We start from the raw sequence: 15,854 nt of genomic DNA, 5'->3' as shown, positions 1-15,854 counted from the left end.
ATCATGACGGCTTTCGGCCGGTACCTTCGAAAGACCTCTCTCCCCTGCAGAGCTCCCCGGAGGTATTTCATGCCACGGCCGAAGTGTGTCCGCTTTCTCGCGCCCTTGGTCGGCGCGATGCTCTTGACCAGTGGGGTGGCCGTCGCCGCCCCTGACGGCGAAGACCCCCAGTTCATCAGGCTGGCCAGCAGGACCTTCGATCCGCTCGGTCAGCGGACGGCCGCGAGCCAGGACTGGAAAGGCGCCTACCTGCTCCAGGTCCGGAGTGCGCTGACCGACGCGCAGCGCGGGCGTTTGCGTTCACTCGGTGTGCGAATCGGGACCTACATTCCCGATTTCGCCTACGTGGTGCGACTGAAGCCGGAGAACCGCGAATCGGTGGCGAATTTGAATTTCGTCCGCTGGCTCGGCGAATACCGGCCTGCCGACAAGATGGAGATCTCGTCGGCCGCGGCAGGCAGTCACCTGGTGACACTGGTCGAACCGGACGCGCGGGACCAGCGCGCGGTGGCCGAGCGGATCCTGCGGCTCGGCGGCGGCATCGAGGCGATTTCGCAGAGCGGGCAGCACATCGTCGCGAACCTCGGCTCCGGTCAGGCCGCCACCGTGGCGCAGGGGGCCGAGGTGCTCGCGGTCGGCGCGATCACCGCCCCCGAAACCGACATGGCCAACGCCAGGGAGAGCGGGGGCGCGAACTTCGTCGAGAGTGTCGGCGGCTACCGCGGCCAGGGCGTACGCGGCGAGGTGATGGACGGCGGGCTGCGGGTCACCCACCAGGAGTTCAAGGCGCGGCCGACGGTGATGCACGGCTCGAACTCGACCAGCACCAGCCACGGCACTTCGACGTACGGCCAGATCTTCGCGTCCGGCGTGAGCGCGCCGCAGCGCGGACTGCTGCCCGAGGGCCAAGGCATCTTCGCCACCTACAACAAGCCCGACCGCTACGCGCACACCAAGGAACTGGTCGACCCGGCGGGCAAGTATCGCGCGGTGTTCCAGAGCAACAGCTGGGGCGGCGGGCTGACGACGGCGTACAACTCGGTTTCGGCCGAGCTCGACAAGATCGTTTTCGACCACGACCTGCTGATCTGCCAGTCGCAGAGCAACGCGGGCACCCAGCAGTCGCGACCGCAGGCCTGGTCGAAGAACGTGCTTTCGGTCGGCGGGCAGTACCACTACAACACGCTGGGCCGCACCGACGACAAGTGGAGCGGCGGCGCCAGCATCGGCCCGGCCGCCGACGGCCGGATCAAACCGGAACTGTCGAACTACTACGACCGGATCGACACCACGTCTTCCGGCAGTGACACCTCGTACACGACGTCGTTCGGCGGCACGAGCGGCGCGACGCCGATCACCTGCGGAAACGCCGGTCTGCTGTTCCAGATGTGGGCCGACGGCGTGTTCGACGGCGGCCCCGGCAAGGGCCGCGACGTCTTCACGAGCCGCCCGCACGCCGCGACCGCGAAGGCGCTGCTGATCAACGGCGCCGACCAGTTCGCGTTCAGCGGCACCTCGCACGACATGACCAGGACGCATCAGGGCTGGGGCACCGCGAACGTGCGGTACCTGCACGAACAGGCCAAGGCGAACGGGTGGAAACTGCCGGTGCTGGTCAACGAGACCGATCTGCTGGGCACCGGGCAGTCGAAGAAGTACACGGTCGCGGTGAACGGGACCAAGCAGTTCAAGGCGACGCTGGCCTACACCGACCCGGCGGGCTCGCCGAGCGCGTCGGTCACCAGGGTCAACGACCTGACGCTGAAGGTCACCGCGCCGAACGGGACGGTCTACTACGGCAACAACGGGCTGAAGGCGGGCAACTTCTCGACCGCGGGCGGCTCGCCGAACACCGTCGACACGGTGGAGAACGTCATCCTCGAAAAGCCGGCCGCGGGGACTTGGACGGTGGAGGTCGTGGCGACGCAGGTGAACGCCGACGGTCACCCGGAGACGACGGCGACGGACGCGGACTACGCGTTGGTGGTTTCTTGACGATGTGAGGGTGCGACATGCCGCAAGTAGGTGACTACTTGCGGCATGCCCGCGCCCGGATGGCGGAGGCGTCTGCGCCGATGGCCGAGACGGCAGGTGTCGGTTGTGAGACGGAAGCGTGAGACCGCTGGAAGGCCTGTAACGAGGTGACCCGAGGTGCCGACGTCTGGGATACGTGACGCGAGCCAAGGAGCCTCTCGATGACCACCTGCCGACTCTGCGGCTCGGCCCATCTCGCCAGTGTCGTCGACCTCGGGGCCACACCGCCGTGCGAACGTTTCCTGACCGCCGAGCAGCTGCCGGAACCGGAGCCGACGTACCCTCTCCACCTGCTGGTCTGCACTGAATGCCGGCTCGCCCAGATCCCGCCGCTGATCACCCCGGAAGAGACATTCACCGAATACGCGTACTTCTCGTCGTATTCCGCCTCCTGGGTCGAACACGCCAAGACGTTCGTCGACGGCGCCGTCGAGCGGCTCGGGCTCGATGAGTCCTCGTTCGTCGTCGAGGTCGCCAGCAATGACGGCTATCTGCTCAAACATGTTGTGGCACAAAAGATCCGCTGTCTGGGCGTGGAACCTTCGGTGAACGTGGGCCAAGCCGCGCGTGACGCCGGAGTGCCGACGAAGACCGCCTTCCTCGGCCCCGAGAGCGGACGCGAAGTCCGCGAGGAACACGGTCCGGCCGACCTCGTCGTGGCGAACAACGTTTACGCGCACATTCCGGACATCATCGGTTTCACGCACGGGCTCCGCGCACTGGTCGCCGATGACGGCTGGGTCAGCATCGAGGTCCAGCATCTGCTGACGCTGATCCAGGAGAACCAGTACGACACGATCTACCACGAGCATTTCCAGTACTACACCGTGGATTCCGCGCGCCAGGCGCTCGCACGCGGCGGTTTGTCCGTTGTGGACGTCGAACTCCTGCCGACGCACGGCGGTTCCATCCGGCTGTGGGCGCGCCCGGACGCCGTCGCCGGCGAGCCGAGCGAGCGGATGATGGAGGTCCTCGACGCCGAGAAGGCCGCGGGACTGCACGAAATGTCCGGCTACACCGAATTCTCCGAGCGGGTCACCAAGGTCCGGCTCGAACTGAACAAGTTCCTCACCGACGCGGCACTCGAAGGCAAGACCGTCGTCGGTTACGGCGCCCCCGGCAAGGGCAACACCCTGCTGAACCACTGCGGCATCCGGCCGGACGTGTTGCGGTACACCGTCGACCGCAATCCGTACAAGCACGGCCGGTTCACCCCCGGCACCCGGATCCCGATCCTCCCGCCGGAACGCATCGAAGCGGACCGGCCCGATTACGTACTCGTCCTTCCGTGGAACCTCCGGACGGAACTGACCGCCCAATTGTCCTATGTGGACGAATGGGGCGGGAAACTGGTCTTCCCCATCCCACACCTGGAAATCGTCGAGGTGAAGTCGTGAAGGTAGTCCTCTTCTGCGGCGGCTACGGCATGCGGATGCGCAACGGTGACGCGTCCGACGTGCCCAAGCCGATGGCCATGGTCGGGCCGAGACCCCTGATCTGGCACGTGATGCGTTATTACGCGCATTTCGGCCACACCGAGTTCATTCTCTGTCTCGGTTACGGCGCGCACCACATCAAGGAGTTCTTCCTCAACTACCAGGAGACCGCCTCCAACGATTTCGTCCTGCGGGGCGGCAAGGCGGAACTGCTGTCGACCGACATCTCGGACTGGTCGATCTCGTTCGTGCAGACCGGTCTCGAATCGGCCATCGGCGAACGGCTGCGCCGGGTGCGCCCGCATCTCGACGGCGACGAGATGTTCCTCGCCAATTACGCCGACGTCCTCACCGACGCGCCGCTGCCGGAGATGATCGAGCGGTTCACGGCCTCCGACGCCGGCGCTTCGATGATGGTCGTGCCGCCGCAGTCGTCGTTCCACTGCGTCGAAATGGGCGAGGACGGCCGCATCGGCGCGCTGACCCCGGTCAGTGAGATGCCGCTGTGGGAGAACGGCGGGTACTTCGTGCTGCGCCAGGAGATCTTCGACCACATCCCCGCGGGCGGCGACCTGGTGGCCGACGGCTGCGGCGAGCTCGCCAAGCAGGGCAGGCTGCTCGCGTACCCGTACCGCGGGTTCTGGAAGCCGACGGACACCGTCAAGGAGCGTGTCCAGCTGGACGACGCCTACGCGCACGGCGACCGTCCGTGGGCGTTGTGGGAACACGAACCGGCGCCGGCGTGATCGCACTCGGCACCGGCGGGATCCAGCGGCTCGTCGCGCTCGGCGCGCATTGTGACGACATCGCCATCGGGGCGGGCGGCACACTGCTGACGATCTGCGCCGCCAATCCGGGTGTCCGGGTGGACGCGCTCGTCCTTTCCGGCGGCGGCACCGACCGGGAGGCCGAGGAGCGGGCCGCGCTCGCGGCCTTCTGTCCGGGCGCCGACGTCGAGGTCACCGTGCTCAAACTGCCCGACGGCCGGCTCCCCGCGCACTGGGAAGAGGCCAAGAACGGGCTGGAGGACCTGCGCCGCCGCACGGACCCGGATCTCGTCCTCTCGCCGCGCACGGCCGACGCGCATCAGGATCACCGCGGCCTGGCGAAGCTGGTGCCGACGGTGTTCCGCACCCATCTCCAGCTGGAGTACGAGATCGCCAAATGGGACGGCGACCTCGGCAGACCCGCCGCGTACGTCGCGCTCTCCCCAGAGCTCGCCGAGGAGAAGGTCCGCCTGCTCCAGGAGCACTACGCCTCTCAGCGGCACCGGCCCTGGTACGACCGGGAAGCCTTTCTCGGCCTCGCCCGCATTCGCGGTATCGAATGCGGGCAGCGCTACGCCGAGGCCTTCGACCTCAAGAAACTGACGCTCGACCTCACTCCGAAAGGCTGAAAGCCATGCGTGTGCTGCTGACCGGGCACAAGGGTTACCTGGGCACGGTGATGGCCCCGGTGCTGGCCGCCGAAGGCCACGAGGTGATCGGCCTCGACTCCGGTCTCTACGACACCTGCGTGCTGGGCCCGAAGCCCGAAGACCCCGAAGGCTTCGAGGTCGACCTTCGTGACGTCACGGCCGAGCACGTGGCCGGGGTGGACGCGGTGATCCATCTCGCCGCGCTGTCCAACGATCCGCTCGGTTCGCTGGCGCCGGACCTGACCTACGACATCAACCACCACGCATCGGTCAAGCTCGCCAAGCTGGCGAAGGACGCCGGGGTCAAGCGGTACCTCTACGCCTCGACGTGCTCGGTCTACGGCGCCTCGGGCGGCGACGGCCTGGTCGACGAGGACGCGCCGCTGCGCCCCGTGACGCCGTACGCCGAATCGAAGGTGCGGGTCGAGGACGACGTCCAGGAACTCGCCGACGACGACTTCAGCCCGGTGTACCTGCGCAACGCCACCGCGTTCGGTTTCTCGCCGCGGCTGCGCGGCGACATCGTGCTCAACAACCTGACCGCGCACGCCCACCTCTCCGGCGAGGTGCTGGTGCTCTCCGACGGCACGCCGTGGCGGCCGCTGGTGCACGCCAAGGACATCGCGCGGGCCTTCGCGGCGGCATTGGTGGCTCCCAAGGAAGCCGTCCACGGCAAGGCGTTCAACATCGGCACCGAACGCAACAACGTGACCGTCGCCGAGATCGCCGAAGAGGTCGTCGAGGCCGTCCCCGGCTCCACGCTGCGGATCACCGGCGAGGCGGGCGCGGATCCGCGTTCGTACCGGGTCGACTTCTCCCGGTTCCGCGCGGCGATCCCGGGCTTCGACTGCGACTGGTCGGTCAAGGACGGCGCGCTCGAACTGATCGAGGCCTATCGGACCCACGGCCTCACCGAACACGGCTTCCAGCGCCTGTTCACCCGGCTGGCGCGTTTGCAGGACCGCACCGCCGCCGGCGAACTCGACGACACCCTGCGGCGTCGCTGATGTCGCACCGGGACCTGGAGACGGGCGCCGACCTGGAGAAGCTGGTCGAGCGCCTGTATCCGCTGTGCCGCAGCATCACCGGCGACGGCGTCCGCGCCACGCTGGAGATCGTCGGCGAGCACATCCCGCTGGAGATCCACGAGGTCCCCACCGGCACCCAGGTACTGGACTGGACCGTGCCGCAGGAGTGGAACATCCGCGACGCGTACATCAAGGACGCCTCCGGCCGCCGCGTGGTCGACTTCCAGGAGTCGAACCTGCACGTCGTCGGCTACAGCGTCCCGGTGTCGAGGAAGATGCCGCTCGCCGAGCTGCGCGAACACCTGCACACACTGCCGGACCAGCCGTCGTGGGTGCCGTACCGGACCAGCTACTACTCGCCGACGTGGGGTTTCTGCCTCGCGCAAGAAACCCTCGACGCGATGCCGGACGGCGAGTACGAGGTGCACATCGATTCCACCTTGGACGACGGTCACCTCACCTACGCCGAGCACGTCGTGCCGGGCGAGGTCACCGACGAGGTGCTCATCTCCTGCCACACCTGCCATCCGTCGCTGGCGAACGACAACGTCGCCGGAATCGCGATCGCGGCCGCCTTCGCGCAGACGCTGGAGAATCCGCACTACACGTACCGGTTCCTGTTCATGCCCGGCACGATCGGCGCGATCACCTGGCTCGCACGCAACACCGAACGCGTCGACCGGATCAAGGCCGGACTCGTGCTCGCTTGCGCGGGCGACCCGGGATCGTTGACGTACAAGCGAAGCCGCCGGGGCGACGCCGAGATCGACCGCGTGCTCGCGTACGTCCTCGCCGATCGCGCGCACGAGATCGTGGACTTCTCGCCGTACGGCTACGACGAGCGCCAGTTCTGCTCCCCCGGCTTCAACCTCGGTGTCGGATCGCTGACGAGGACGCCGTACGCGGGTTATCCCGAGTACCACACTTCGGCCGACAACCTCGATTTCGTCTCGACCGCGGCCATGGAGGAAACCCTTCAGACCCTGCGGGACACCTTCGCCGTCCTCGACCGCAACCGCAGCTACGTCAACCTCAGCCCGTACGGCGAGCCTCAGCTCGGCAAACGCGGGTTGTACGGCTCGCTCGGCGGGAGAAGCGACGCCAAACAAGCCCAGATGGCCATGCTCTGGGTGCTCAACCTCTCGGACGGCGAGCACAGCCTGCTCGACGTCGCCGAGCGGTCCGGACTGCCGTTCGATTCCGTCGTCGCCGCCGCGAAGGCGCTGCACGACGCCGGATTGCTCAAGGATTGAAGGCCCCATGCGATCACTTCTGCGTTCACCGGCCATCCGGGCGATGGCCGGACGGCTCAGCTGGGGCCTCGGCGACCAGGCCGTTTCCAGTATCACCAACTTCGTGGTCGGGCTGTTCGTGGCGCGCTCACTCGGCACGTTCGCCTTCGGCATGTTCAGCCTCGCTTGGGTCAGCTACGGCGTGGTGCTCAACCTTTCGCGCGGGCTGACGACGGATCCGCTGATGGTGCGGTTCTCCGGGGTACCCACCGAGATCTGGCGGACGGCGACCGCCAGGGCGACCGGCACGGCGCTCTCCGCCGGTGTCGTCGCCGGTGCGATCAGCGTGGTCGCCGGTCTCGTGGTGGGTGGCCCCATCGGCGGGGCGTTCGTCGCGCTCGGGATCGTCATCCCCACCTTGCTGCTTCAGGACGCCTGGCGGTTCACGTTCTTCGCGGCGGGCCACGGGAAGAAGGCGTTCGTCAACGACGTCGTCTGGGGCATCGCCCTGATCCCGGCGCTGTTCATCGCGCACCAATGGTTCGACACGGTCGTCGCGTTCGTCCTGGCGTGGGGCCTGTCCGGGGCGGTCGCCGCCGGATACGGCTGCTTGCAGTCCGGGGTCCGGCCGGATCCGCGCGGCACGCTCGAATGGCTCAAGCGGCACCGCGACCTCGGCGCCCGGTACGTGGTCGAGAACGTCAGCAACGCCGGTTCGACGCAACTGCGGATGTACGGGCTCGGCGCGATCGCCGGGCTGGCGAGCGTCGGCGCGGTACGCGGCGCCGAACTGCTGCTCGGCCCGTTCTTCGCCCTTCTGATGGGACTTTCCCTGGTCACGGTGGCCGAAAGCGCGCGGGTGCTCCAACGGGCCCCGCATCGCCTTCGCCGCTTCTGCGCCGTTCTGGGCGCGGGCCAGGCGGTCGCGGCCCTGATCTGGGGTCTCGCCCTGCTTCTGGTACCCGGCGACGCCGGCCGGTTCGTGCTCGGCGACGTCTGGGATCCCGCTTCGGAACTGATCCTCCCGGTGACCATCGGTATCGCCGCGGCCGGATTCAACACCGGGGCGGCCGCCGGACTGCGTGCGCTCGGCGCTGCGAAACGGAGCCTTCGCGCCCAGCTGATCAACTCCGCCGGCTATGTCGGTTTAGGGCTCATTGGCGCCTTCTTGGCCGGGGCGTCCGGATCCGCTTGGGGGGTCGCGTTGGCGATCACCAGCGGATCGGCGGTGTGGTGGCTCCAGCTGCGCGCCGCTCTCAAGGAACACCTGACTTCGGAGAAGGAAGAGATGAGGACGTCATGAGCACCGCTCCTCGGCTGAGCATCGGGCTCCCGGTCTACAACGGCGAGGACTACCTCGCCGAATCGCTGGACGCACTCCTCGGCCAAAGCTACGAGGACTTCGAGCTGATCGTCTCGGACAACGCGTCCACGGACCGCACCGAAGAGATCAGCCGCGAGTACGCGAAGCTGGATTCCCGCGTCCGGTATGTGCGCCAACCGGTGAACATCGGCTGCGCGCCCAACCACAACTACTGTGTCGACGTCGCCCGCGGCGAGCTGTTCAAATGGGCGTCCGACGACGACCTCTACGCGCGTGACCTGCTGGAACGCTGTGTCGAGGCGCTCGACGAGCACCCCGAGTTCGTGCTCTCGCATTCGTGGACGGCGATGATCGACGAGAAGGCCGTCGTCACGCAGGCGCTGGAGTACCCGCTCAACACGGTTTCGCCGCACGCCGCGGAACGCTTCCGCAGCACGCTGTTCGCGCCAGGCGGGGACGACGACGGCGCGGTCATCCGCACCGAGGTGCTGCGCCGCGTCGCACCGCTGGACAGCTACCACCACGCGGACCGCACGATCATCTCGGAACTGGCGCTGCACGGCCCGTTCCACCAGGTGCCGGACTGGCTGTACTTCCGCCGCGACCACCCGGGCCGCTCCGAACACGAGTACCCGACCGTGCGCAAGCGCGCCACCAACCTGGACCCGAAGCGCGCCGACAAACTGCGTCACCCGATGATCCGGCTGCTCGGCGAGTACGTCCTCGGCTACGTCAACGCCATCCGCAACGCGCCGATCTCCGGCGCGGAGAAGCGCGAATGCTTCCGCTACCTGCGGCAATGGATGCTGAACCGGGCGGGGAACCCGGCCATGGGCCGGATGCCGGTGCAGGCCGAGGCCGAACTCGGTCCGCGCGAGGTGTCCGTGGCCTCGGTCGTCGCAGGCCAGGAGGGACGAGTCCCTTGAGCCCGCCCGTGAGAATCGGGCTGTTCGGGCTCCTCGGTTCAGGGAACCTCGGCAACGACGGTTCCTTCGAGGCGGTTCTCGGGTATTTGCGGACGGAGCATCCGGACGCCGCGCTCAGCGTGATGTGCGGCGGTCCGGAAATCGTCGCGTCGCGCTACGACCTCGAGACGACCGCGTTGAACTGGTACCAGGGCGAGTACCGGACGGTTTCGGGACCGGTGTCCATCGCCATGAAGGGCTTCGGCAAGCTCGTCGACATCTTCCGCACGGCCGCGTGGGTGCGGCGCCAGGACCTGGTGATCGTGCCTGGGATGGGTGTCCTCGAATCCACGCTTCCCTTGCGCCCTTGGGGTTTCCCGTACGCCTTGCTGCTGCTGTCGGCGTCCGGGCGGCTGGTCGGCACCAAGGTCGCGCTGGTGAGCGTCGGCGCCAACGTGAGCGGCCACCGGGTCACCCGGTCGATCATCGGCCGGGCCGCGCGGCTGGCGACGTTCCGGTCCTACCGGGACGAACCGTCACGGGACGCGATGCGCACGATGGGCGTCGACGTCGCGAACGACCGCGTCTACCCCGATCTCGCCTTCGCTCTCTCCGCGCGGACGGACCCGGTGCTGCCCCGCTCCGTCGGGGTCGGCGTGATGGCCTATCACGGCGGGAACGACGACAGGGCCCGTGCCGACGAGATCTACGAGTCCTATGTGGACAAGATGACCCGGTTCGTCGCCAGGTTGATCGCCGACGGCAGGCCCGTGCGGTTGTTCATCGGCGACCGGGCCGACACGCAGGTCGTCGACGAGATCATGCGGGAACTGGAATCCCCGCTGATCACCGCCGCCCAAACGTCCACTTTGGACGATGTGCAGCGGGCGATGTCGGCGGTCGAGATCGTCGTCGCCACCCGGTACCACAACGTCCTGTGCGCGCTGAAGCTGGCGAAACCGACGTTGTCCGTCGGGTACGCCCGCAAGAACGACGTCCTCATGACCACGATGGGGCTCGGGGAGTTCTGCCAGTCCGCCAAGGAGATCGACTTCGACGCGCTGGTCCGCCAGTTCGCCGAACTCGAATCGCGGGCGGGCGAACTGACCGAGATCGTCGCGAAACGAGGCGCGGAGCAGACACGGCTGCTGGACGAGCAGTTCGCCGAACTGTCGGCCGCCCTCCTGCCGATGGGAGTCCGATGAAAGCGATCCCGGTGCCCGCCATCGCGGGCGCGTACCTGTTCGAGCCGACCCCGCACGCCGACGAACGCGGCTTCTTCAGCCGCACGTTCGACGCCGACGTCGTCCGGTCGGCAGGGATCGACCCGAACGGGTTCCTCCAGGACAGCGTTTCGCGGTCCCGCAAGGGAGTGCTGCGCGGGATGCACCTGCGCTCGGGTCTCGGCGAGGCGAAGCTGGTCCGGTGCTCGTGGGGCGCCGTCTTCGACGTCGTCGTCGACCTGAGGCCGGATTCGCCGACGTACCTCGGCAAGGAGACGTTCGAACTGTCCGGGGAGACCCAGGTCTCGCTGTACATCCCGGCGGGGTGCGCGCACGGGTTCCAGGCGCTCACCGAGTACGCCGACGTCTCCTACCGGATCGACCGCGCGCACGACCCGGCCGAGGACGTCGCGATCGCCCACGACGACCCGGAACTGGCGATCCCGTGGCCGCTTCCGGTGGCACTGATGTCGGAGCGGGACCGGTCCGCGCTCTCTCTTTCCGAGGCACTACAGAACACGAGGTGAGATCATGACCCGTCGTCTTCCCCGATCCATGCGGGCCAACGAACGCCTCCACGCGATGATCCCCGGCGGCGCGCACACCTACGCCAAGGGGGACGACCAGTACCCGGAGAACCTGGCACCGGTCATTTCGCACGGGCTCGGCGCGCACGTCTGGGACGTCGACGGGAACGAATACATCGAGTACGGCTCGGGGCTGCGTGCGGTCAGCCTCGGGCACGTGCACCCCCGGGTCAGCGAAGCGGCCCACCGCGAGATCGACCGGGGCGCCAACTTCGCCCGTCCGTCCATTGTGGAGGAACGCGCGGCGACGAAGTTCCTCGAAACCGTCGCAGGCGCTGAGATGGTCAAGTTCGCGAAGAACGGCTCGGACGCCACCACGGCCGCGGTCAGACTCGCCAGGGCGGCCACCGGCAGGCCGCTGGTGGCGATCTGCCGCGACCACGCGTTCTTCTCCATCGACGACTGGTTCATCGGCACCACACCGATGTCGTCGGGCATCCCGGCCGGGATCACCGATCTGACCGTGTCGTTCCCCTACGGCGACCTCCCGGCGACCGAACGGCTGCTGCGGGAGAACGCGGGCCAGGTCGCCTGCCTCATCCTGGAGGCGTCCACCCAGCTCGAACCGCCCGCCGGGTACCTCGTCGGCCTGCGGGAACTCGCCGACCGGTACGGCTGCGTCCTGATCTTCGACGAGATGATCACCGGTTTCCGCTGGTCGGAGGCGGGAGCACAAGGTCTCTACGGTGTCACGCCGGACCTCTCGACGTTCGGCAAAGCACTCGGCAACGGGTTCGCCGTCTCGGCGCTCGCGGGCAAACGCGAACTGATGGAACTCGGCGGACTGCGCACCGCCAAGGAGCGCGTCTTCCTGCTGTCCACCACGCACGGCGCCGAAACGCATTCGCTGGCCGCCGCCATCGCCGTCATGGAGACCTACACCGAAGAAGGCATCGCCGCGCGGTTGCACGCGCTCGGCGAGCGGCTCGCCGCCGGGGTCCGCGAAGTCGCGGCCTCGGCGGGGGTCGGGGAACACGTCGTCGTGCGCGGCCGGGCGAGCAACCTCGTCTTCGGCACGCTCGACGCCGAGAAGAAACCGTCGCAGGACTACCGAACGTTGTTCCTGCGGCAACTGGTCACCGGCGGGGTCCTCGGACCGTCGTTCGTGGTCAGCAGCGCGTTGTCCGAAGAAGACATCGACCGGACGGTCGAAGTGGTCTCGCAGGCGTGCCTCGTGTACCGCAAGGCGCTCGACGCGGATGATCCGGCGCCGTGGCTGGGTGGCCGTCCGGTGAAGCCGGTTTTTCGGAGAAGGGTATGAGCTCAAGGATCGCAGATCGTTCGGCCGGCTCGCGCACGCTTTGCGTGGCGCTGTCGGTGTTACTGCTCCAGGTCGCCGTTGAATCCACAGCGGAGGCAACCGACGAGCCGGCTCGAGGTGTGTGCGGCACGACCGTCGGCGTCCCGTCCGCCCCGGAAGGCGCCCAGATCGTCGAACCGGGCACCGATCTCACCGACAAGACCCGGTTCAGCCAGCCGGGGAGCACGTTCTGGCTGGCTCCGGGCACGCATACGCTGAGTTCCGACCAGTTCGGCCAGGTGATGCCCAAGGACGGCAACGTCTACCTCGGCGCGCCCGGCGCCGTACTCGACGGACGCGGGATCAACCGCGCGGCCTTCACCACGCCGGCCAAGGACGTGGTGATCCGCGGGCTGACCATCCGCGGTTTCGTCGCCGAACGGGACCAGGGCGTGGTCAACCACGACTCCGGCGAACGCTGGACCATCGAGGGTAACGTCATCGAGGACAACGACGGCGCCGGGATGATGGCGGGCACCGGCCAGCGGGTGATCGGGAACTGCCTGCGGAACAACGGCCAGTACGGCATCAACGCCTACCGTTTCGGCAGCGGGCTCGCCGATCTGGTGATCGAGGGCAACGAGATCACCGGGAACAACACCGGCGATTGGGAGACCAGGATCCCGGGCTGCGGTTGCAGCGGCGGCGCGAAGTTCTGGGCCGTGAACGGGGCCGACATCGTCGGCAACTGGGTCCACCACAACCACGGTGTCGGGCTCTGGGCCGACACGAACAACAACGACTTCCTCATCCAGGACAACCTGATCGAGGACAACGCGTCCGAGGGGCTGTTCTACGAGATCTCCTACAACCTGGAGCTGGTCGGGAACACCTTCAACCGGAACGCGTTGGTGCAAGGCCGGAACCGGGCCGCGAAGGGCGACAACTTCCCGGTCGCGGCGGTGTACCTCAGCGAATCCGGCGGCGAGCCGAGACTGCCCGCCCGGACCAGCAGGATCGACATCCGGGGCAACATGTTCTCCGACAACTGGTCGGGGATCACGCTGTGGGAGAACGCCGACCGTTTCTGCAACAGCCCGGCCAACACGTCGACACTGTCCTGTACCGCTTTGGTGTCACCGACGTCCGCCTGCTCCGATCCGGGCATCAAGACCGAACCGCTGTACGGCGACTGTCGTTGGAAGACCCAGCGCGTTTCGGTGCACGAGAACACGTTCGAGTTCGATTCGTCGATGGAAGGCTGCCTCGGCCTCTGCGGGCGGATGGCGGTGCTCTCGAACTACGGGACCTTCCCGGCCTGGTCGCCGTACCGTGGTGCCGTGGTTTCGGAGGCGATCACCTTCCGGCAGGACAACCGGTGGTACGACAACCAGTACTACGGGCCGTGGGCGTTCGTCACCCACGACACGTCACGGAAGCTGACCGCGGCGCAATGGCAGGCCGAGCCGTACCGGCAGGACGTTTGCAGTGGTTTCGGAGAGGCGCCGACCTGCTGAAGTTTCACCTGTAAGTGTCCATCTGGGACGGTCCATACTGGCCTACCGTTGCCTTTATGCCCGCGTTCCTGGTTGTTCTGATGCTGATCGCGACAGGAGTCGTCCCGGCTCCGGCGGCTCCTGTCGCGGCCTGCGCCGCGGGACCGGTGAGCCCGGGAAAGCCGTCCGACGCCGTGGTCGTCTCCCCGGGAACCGATCTTTCCGCGAAAACGCGCGAACTCCCGTCCGGCACGACGTTCTGGCTCACCGAAGGCAAGCACACCCTGGGCCCGGACGAATTCGGCCAGATCATCCCGAAGGACGGCAACGCCTACCTCGGCGCCCCCGGCGCCGTCCTGGACGGCGGCGGCGTCAACCGCTACGCGTTCACCCAGCAGGCGCGCAACGTCGTCATCCGGGGCCTCACGATCCGCGGTTTCGCGGCGCCGCGGGATCAGGGCGTGGTCAACCACGACTCCGGTGAACGCTGGACCATCGAAGGCAACACCATCGAGGACAACCGGGGCGCCGCGATGATGGCGGGACCGGGTCAGAAGGTGCTGCGGAACTGCCTGCGGAACAACGGGCAGTACGGCATCAACGCCTACCGGGCGGGCGACGGGATCACCGGACTGCTCGTCGAGGGCAACGAGATCACCGGCAACAACACCGACGACTGGGAGACGAAGGAACCCGGCTGCGGCTGCACCGGCGGCGCGAAATTCTGGGCCGTGAACGGCGCCGACATCCGCGGCAACTGGGTCCACCACAACCACGGCGCCGGCCTGTGGGCGGACACGAACAACAACGACTTCCTCATCGAGGACAACCTGATCGAGGACAACGAGGCGGAGGCGTTGTTCTACGAGATCTCCTACAACGTCGTGGTCCGCGGGAACACCTTCCGGCGCAACACCCTCGTGCAGGGACGCGCTTTCGCCGCGCGGGGCGACAACTTCCCGGTCGGGACGGTCTACATTTCCGAATCCGGCGGAGAACCACGCGTTCGCGCCCGGACCTCTTCGGTGGAGATCGTCGACAACGTCTTCGAGGACAACTGGGCCGGAATCACCCTGTGGGAGAACGCGGACCGCTTCTGCAACAGCCCGGCGAACACGTCCTCCGGCTCGTGCACACTTCTCGTCCCTTCGGTCTCTTCCTGCGCTGCCCCGGGGATCTCTTCGCCGCCGTTGTACGACGATTGCCGGTGGAAGACGCAGCGCGTTTCCATCCACGGCAACAAGTTCTCCCACGGGGCCGAGTGCTCGGGGTTTTGCGGGCGGATGGCGCTGCTGGCTAACTACGGGACCTATCCGGACTGGTCGCCCTATCGGGGAACGTCGGTTTCGGACGCGGTGACCTTCCGGCAGGGGAATCGGTGGTACGACAACGCCTATTCCGGTGGGTGGCGGTTCGTCGTTCAGGACACTTCGCGGACCGTGGGGGTTTCGGGGTGGCAGGGGGCTCCTTACTCGCAGGATGCTTGTAGTTCCTTTGGGGATGGTGGGTGCTGAGGTTCTCGGGGCGGCCGAGTGGGGAAGATTTGAGACACTCAACGTCCTGAATCTTCCCCACTCGGCCGATTTTCGGCGTGACAGGTCCGCTCATGCCTATTAGCGAGCAATCTTGTCGGTGGTCGCGGTCATGGTGATCAAATGCACCGAGGAACCTGGACGAGCAGTCCCCTGCTGACCGACGGCCCGCTGGTACTTCGAGCGTCAGAGCTCGAAGCCGCCGGTGTGCCGAACCGGACCATTACCCGCCGATGCGCTCCTGGCGGCCCCTGGCAGCGGTTGTTGCCCGGAATAGTGCTGCTCCACAGTGGAGAACCCACCGACGAGCAGCGGCTGCACGGAGCTCTGCTCCTTGGACGCGAAGGCGCGACTCTGACCGGGCTCTGGGCTCTCCGCCGCCATGGTTTGGAGCGTTTGC

14 protein-coding genes are annotated in these 15,854 nt (G+C 67.4%); 13 read left to right on the top strand and 1 reads right to left on the bottom strand.

Features of this window, described 5'->3' with window-relative positions; genetic code table 11:
* The first annotated feature begins 69 nt into the window (after nucleotides 1-69).
* The 13 genes from ACLJO0_RS08560 (at nucleotide 70) to ACLJO0_RS08500 (ending at nucleotide 15,436) form a co-directional block, all read left to right on the top strand.
* The gene (locus ACLJO0_RS08560) at nucleotides 70-1,995 is read left to right on the top strand and encodes a S8 family serine peptidase (protein ID WP_410577416.1); all 1,926 of its coding nucleotides are present in this window, start codon (nucleotides 70-72) and stop codon (nucleotides 1,993-1,995) included.
* Nucleotides 1,996-2,195: 200 nt separating this feature from the next.
* Nucleotides 2,196-3,431, top strand: coding sequence for a class I SAM-dependent methyltransferase (locus ACLJO0_RS08555; RefSeq protein ID WP_410577414.1), 1,236 nt, complete (start codon nucleotides 2,196-2,198; stop codon nucleotides 3,429-3,431).
* Entirely contained in the window at nucleotides 3,428-4,216 is a 789-nt protein-coding gene (locus ACLJO0_RS08550; RefSeq protein WP_410577412.1) for a glucose-1-phosphate cytidylyltransferase, read from the top strand. The genes ACLJO0_RS08555 and ACLJO0_RS08550 overlap by 4 nt, the downstream gene beginning before the upstream one ends.
* On the top strand, nucleotides 4,189-4,866 hold the full coding sequence (locus tag ACLJO0_RS08545) for a PIG-L deacetylase family protein (protein ID WP_410577410.1): 678 nt from the start codon (nucleotides 4,189-4,191) through the stop codon (nucleotides 4,864-4,866). Before ACLJO0_RS08550 ends, ACLJO0_RS08545 begins: the two co-directional genes overlap by 28 nt.
* Nucleotides 4,867-4,871: 5 nt before the next feature.
* Nucleotides 4,872-5,894, top strand: coding sequence for an NAD-dependent epimerase/dehydratase family protein (locus tag ACLJO0_RS08540; RefSeq protein WP_410577408.1), 1,023 nt, complete (start codon nucleotides 4,872-4,874; stop codon nucleotides 5,892-5,894).
* A complete protein-coding gene (locus ACLJO0_RS08535) occupies nucleotides 5,894-7,168 on the top strand; it encodes a DUF4910 domain-containing protein (protein WP_410577406.1) in 1,275 nt (424 codons plus the stop codon). The genes ACLJO0_RS08540 and ACLJO0_RS08535 overlap by 1 nt, the downstream gene beginning before the upstream one ends.
* 7 nt (nucleotides 7,169-7,175) lie before the next feature.
* Nucleotides 7,176-8,450, top strand: coding sequence for a hypothetical protein (locus ACLJO0_RS08530; RefSeq protein ID WP_410577404.1), 1,275 nt, complete (start codon nucleotides 7,176-7,178; stop codon nucleotides 8,448-8,450).
* Nucleotides 8,447-9,397 (top strand): glycosyltransferase family 2 protein, encoded by a 951-nt coding sequence (locus tag ACLJO0_RS08525; protein ID WP_410577402.1) that lies wholly within the window; start codon nucleotides 8,447-8,449, stop codon nucleotides 9,395-9,397. Before ACLJO0_RS08530 ends, ACLJO0_RS08525 begins: the two co-directional genes overlap by 4 nt.
* The gene (locus ACLJO0_RS08520; protein ID WP_410577400.1) at nucleotides 9,394-10,581 is read left to right on the top strand and encodes a polysaccharide pyruvyl transferase family protein; all 1,188 of its coding nucleotides are present in this window, start codon (nucleotides 9,394-9,396) and stop codon (nucleotides 10,579-10,581) included. The genes ACLJO0_RS08525 and ACLJO0_RS08520 overlap by 4 nt, the downstream gene beginning before the upstream one ends.
* Nucleotides 10,578-11,126 (top strand): dTDP-4-dehydrorhamnose 3,5-epimerase family protein, encoded by a 549-nt coding sequence (locus ACLJO0_RS08515; RefSeq protein ID WP_410577399.1) that lies wholly within the window; start codon nucleotides 10,578-10,580, stop codon nucleotides 11,124-11,126. The genes ACLJO0_RS08520 and ACLJO0_RS08515 overlap by 4 nt, the downstream gene beginning before the upstream one ends.
* Before the next feature lie 4 nt (nucleotides 11,127-11,130).
* The gene (locus tag ACLJO0_RS08510; protein ID WP_410577397.1) at nucleotides 11,131-12,447 is read left to right on the top strand and encodes a glutamate-1-semialdehyde 2,1-aminomutase; all 1,317 of its coding nucleotides are present in this window, start codon (nucleotides 11,131-11,133) and stop codon (nucleotides 12,445-12,447) included.
* Nucleotides 12,448-12,566: 119 nt separating this feature from the next.
* The gene (locus ACLJO0_RS08505) at nucleotides 12,567-13,943 is read left to right on the top strand and encodes a right-handed parallel beta-helix repeat-containing protein (protein ID WP_410577395.1); all 1,377 of its coding nucleotides are present in this window, start codon (nucleotides 12,567-12,569) and stop codon (nucleotides 13,941-13,943) included.
* Between the two features lie 56 nt (nucleotides 13,944-13,999).
* The gene (locus ACLJO0_RS08500; RefSeq protein ID WP_410577393.1) at nucleotides 14,000-15,436 is read left to right on the top strand and encodes a right-handed parallel beta-helix repeat-containing protein; all 1,437 of its coding nucleotides are present in this window, start codon (nucleotides 14,000-14,002) and stop codon (nucleotides 15,434-15,436) included.
* A gap of 204 nt (nucleotides 15,437-15,640) precedes the next feature.
* Here ACLJO0_RS08500 and ACLJO0_RS08495 read toward each other — a convergent pair whose 3' ends face one another.
* A complete protein-coding gene (locus tag ACLJO0_RS08495; protein WP_410577392.1) occupies nucleotides 15,641-15,838 on the bottom strand; it encodes a hypothetical protein in 198 nt (65 codons plus the stop codon).
* Nucleotides 15,839-15,854 lie beyond the last annotated feature (16 nt).

The sequence above is a fragment of the Amycolatopsis sp. lyj-108 genome (assembly GCF_046549005.1).
Taxonomy (GTDB): Bacteria; Actinomycetota; Actinomycetes; order Mycobacteriales; family Pseudonocardiaceae; genus Amycolatopsis.
Note: the sequence above shows the minus strand (reverse complement) of the source record. Positions and strands in the feature narration are given on the sequence as shown.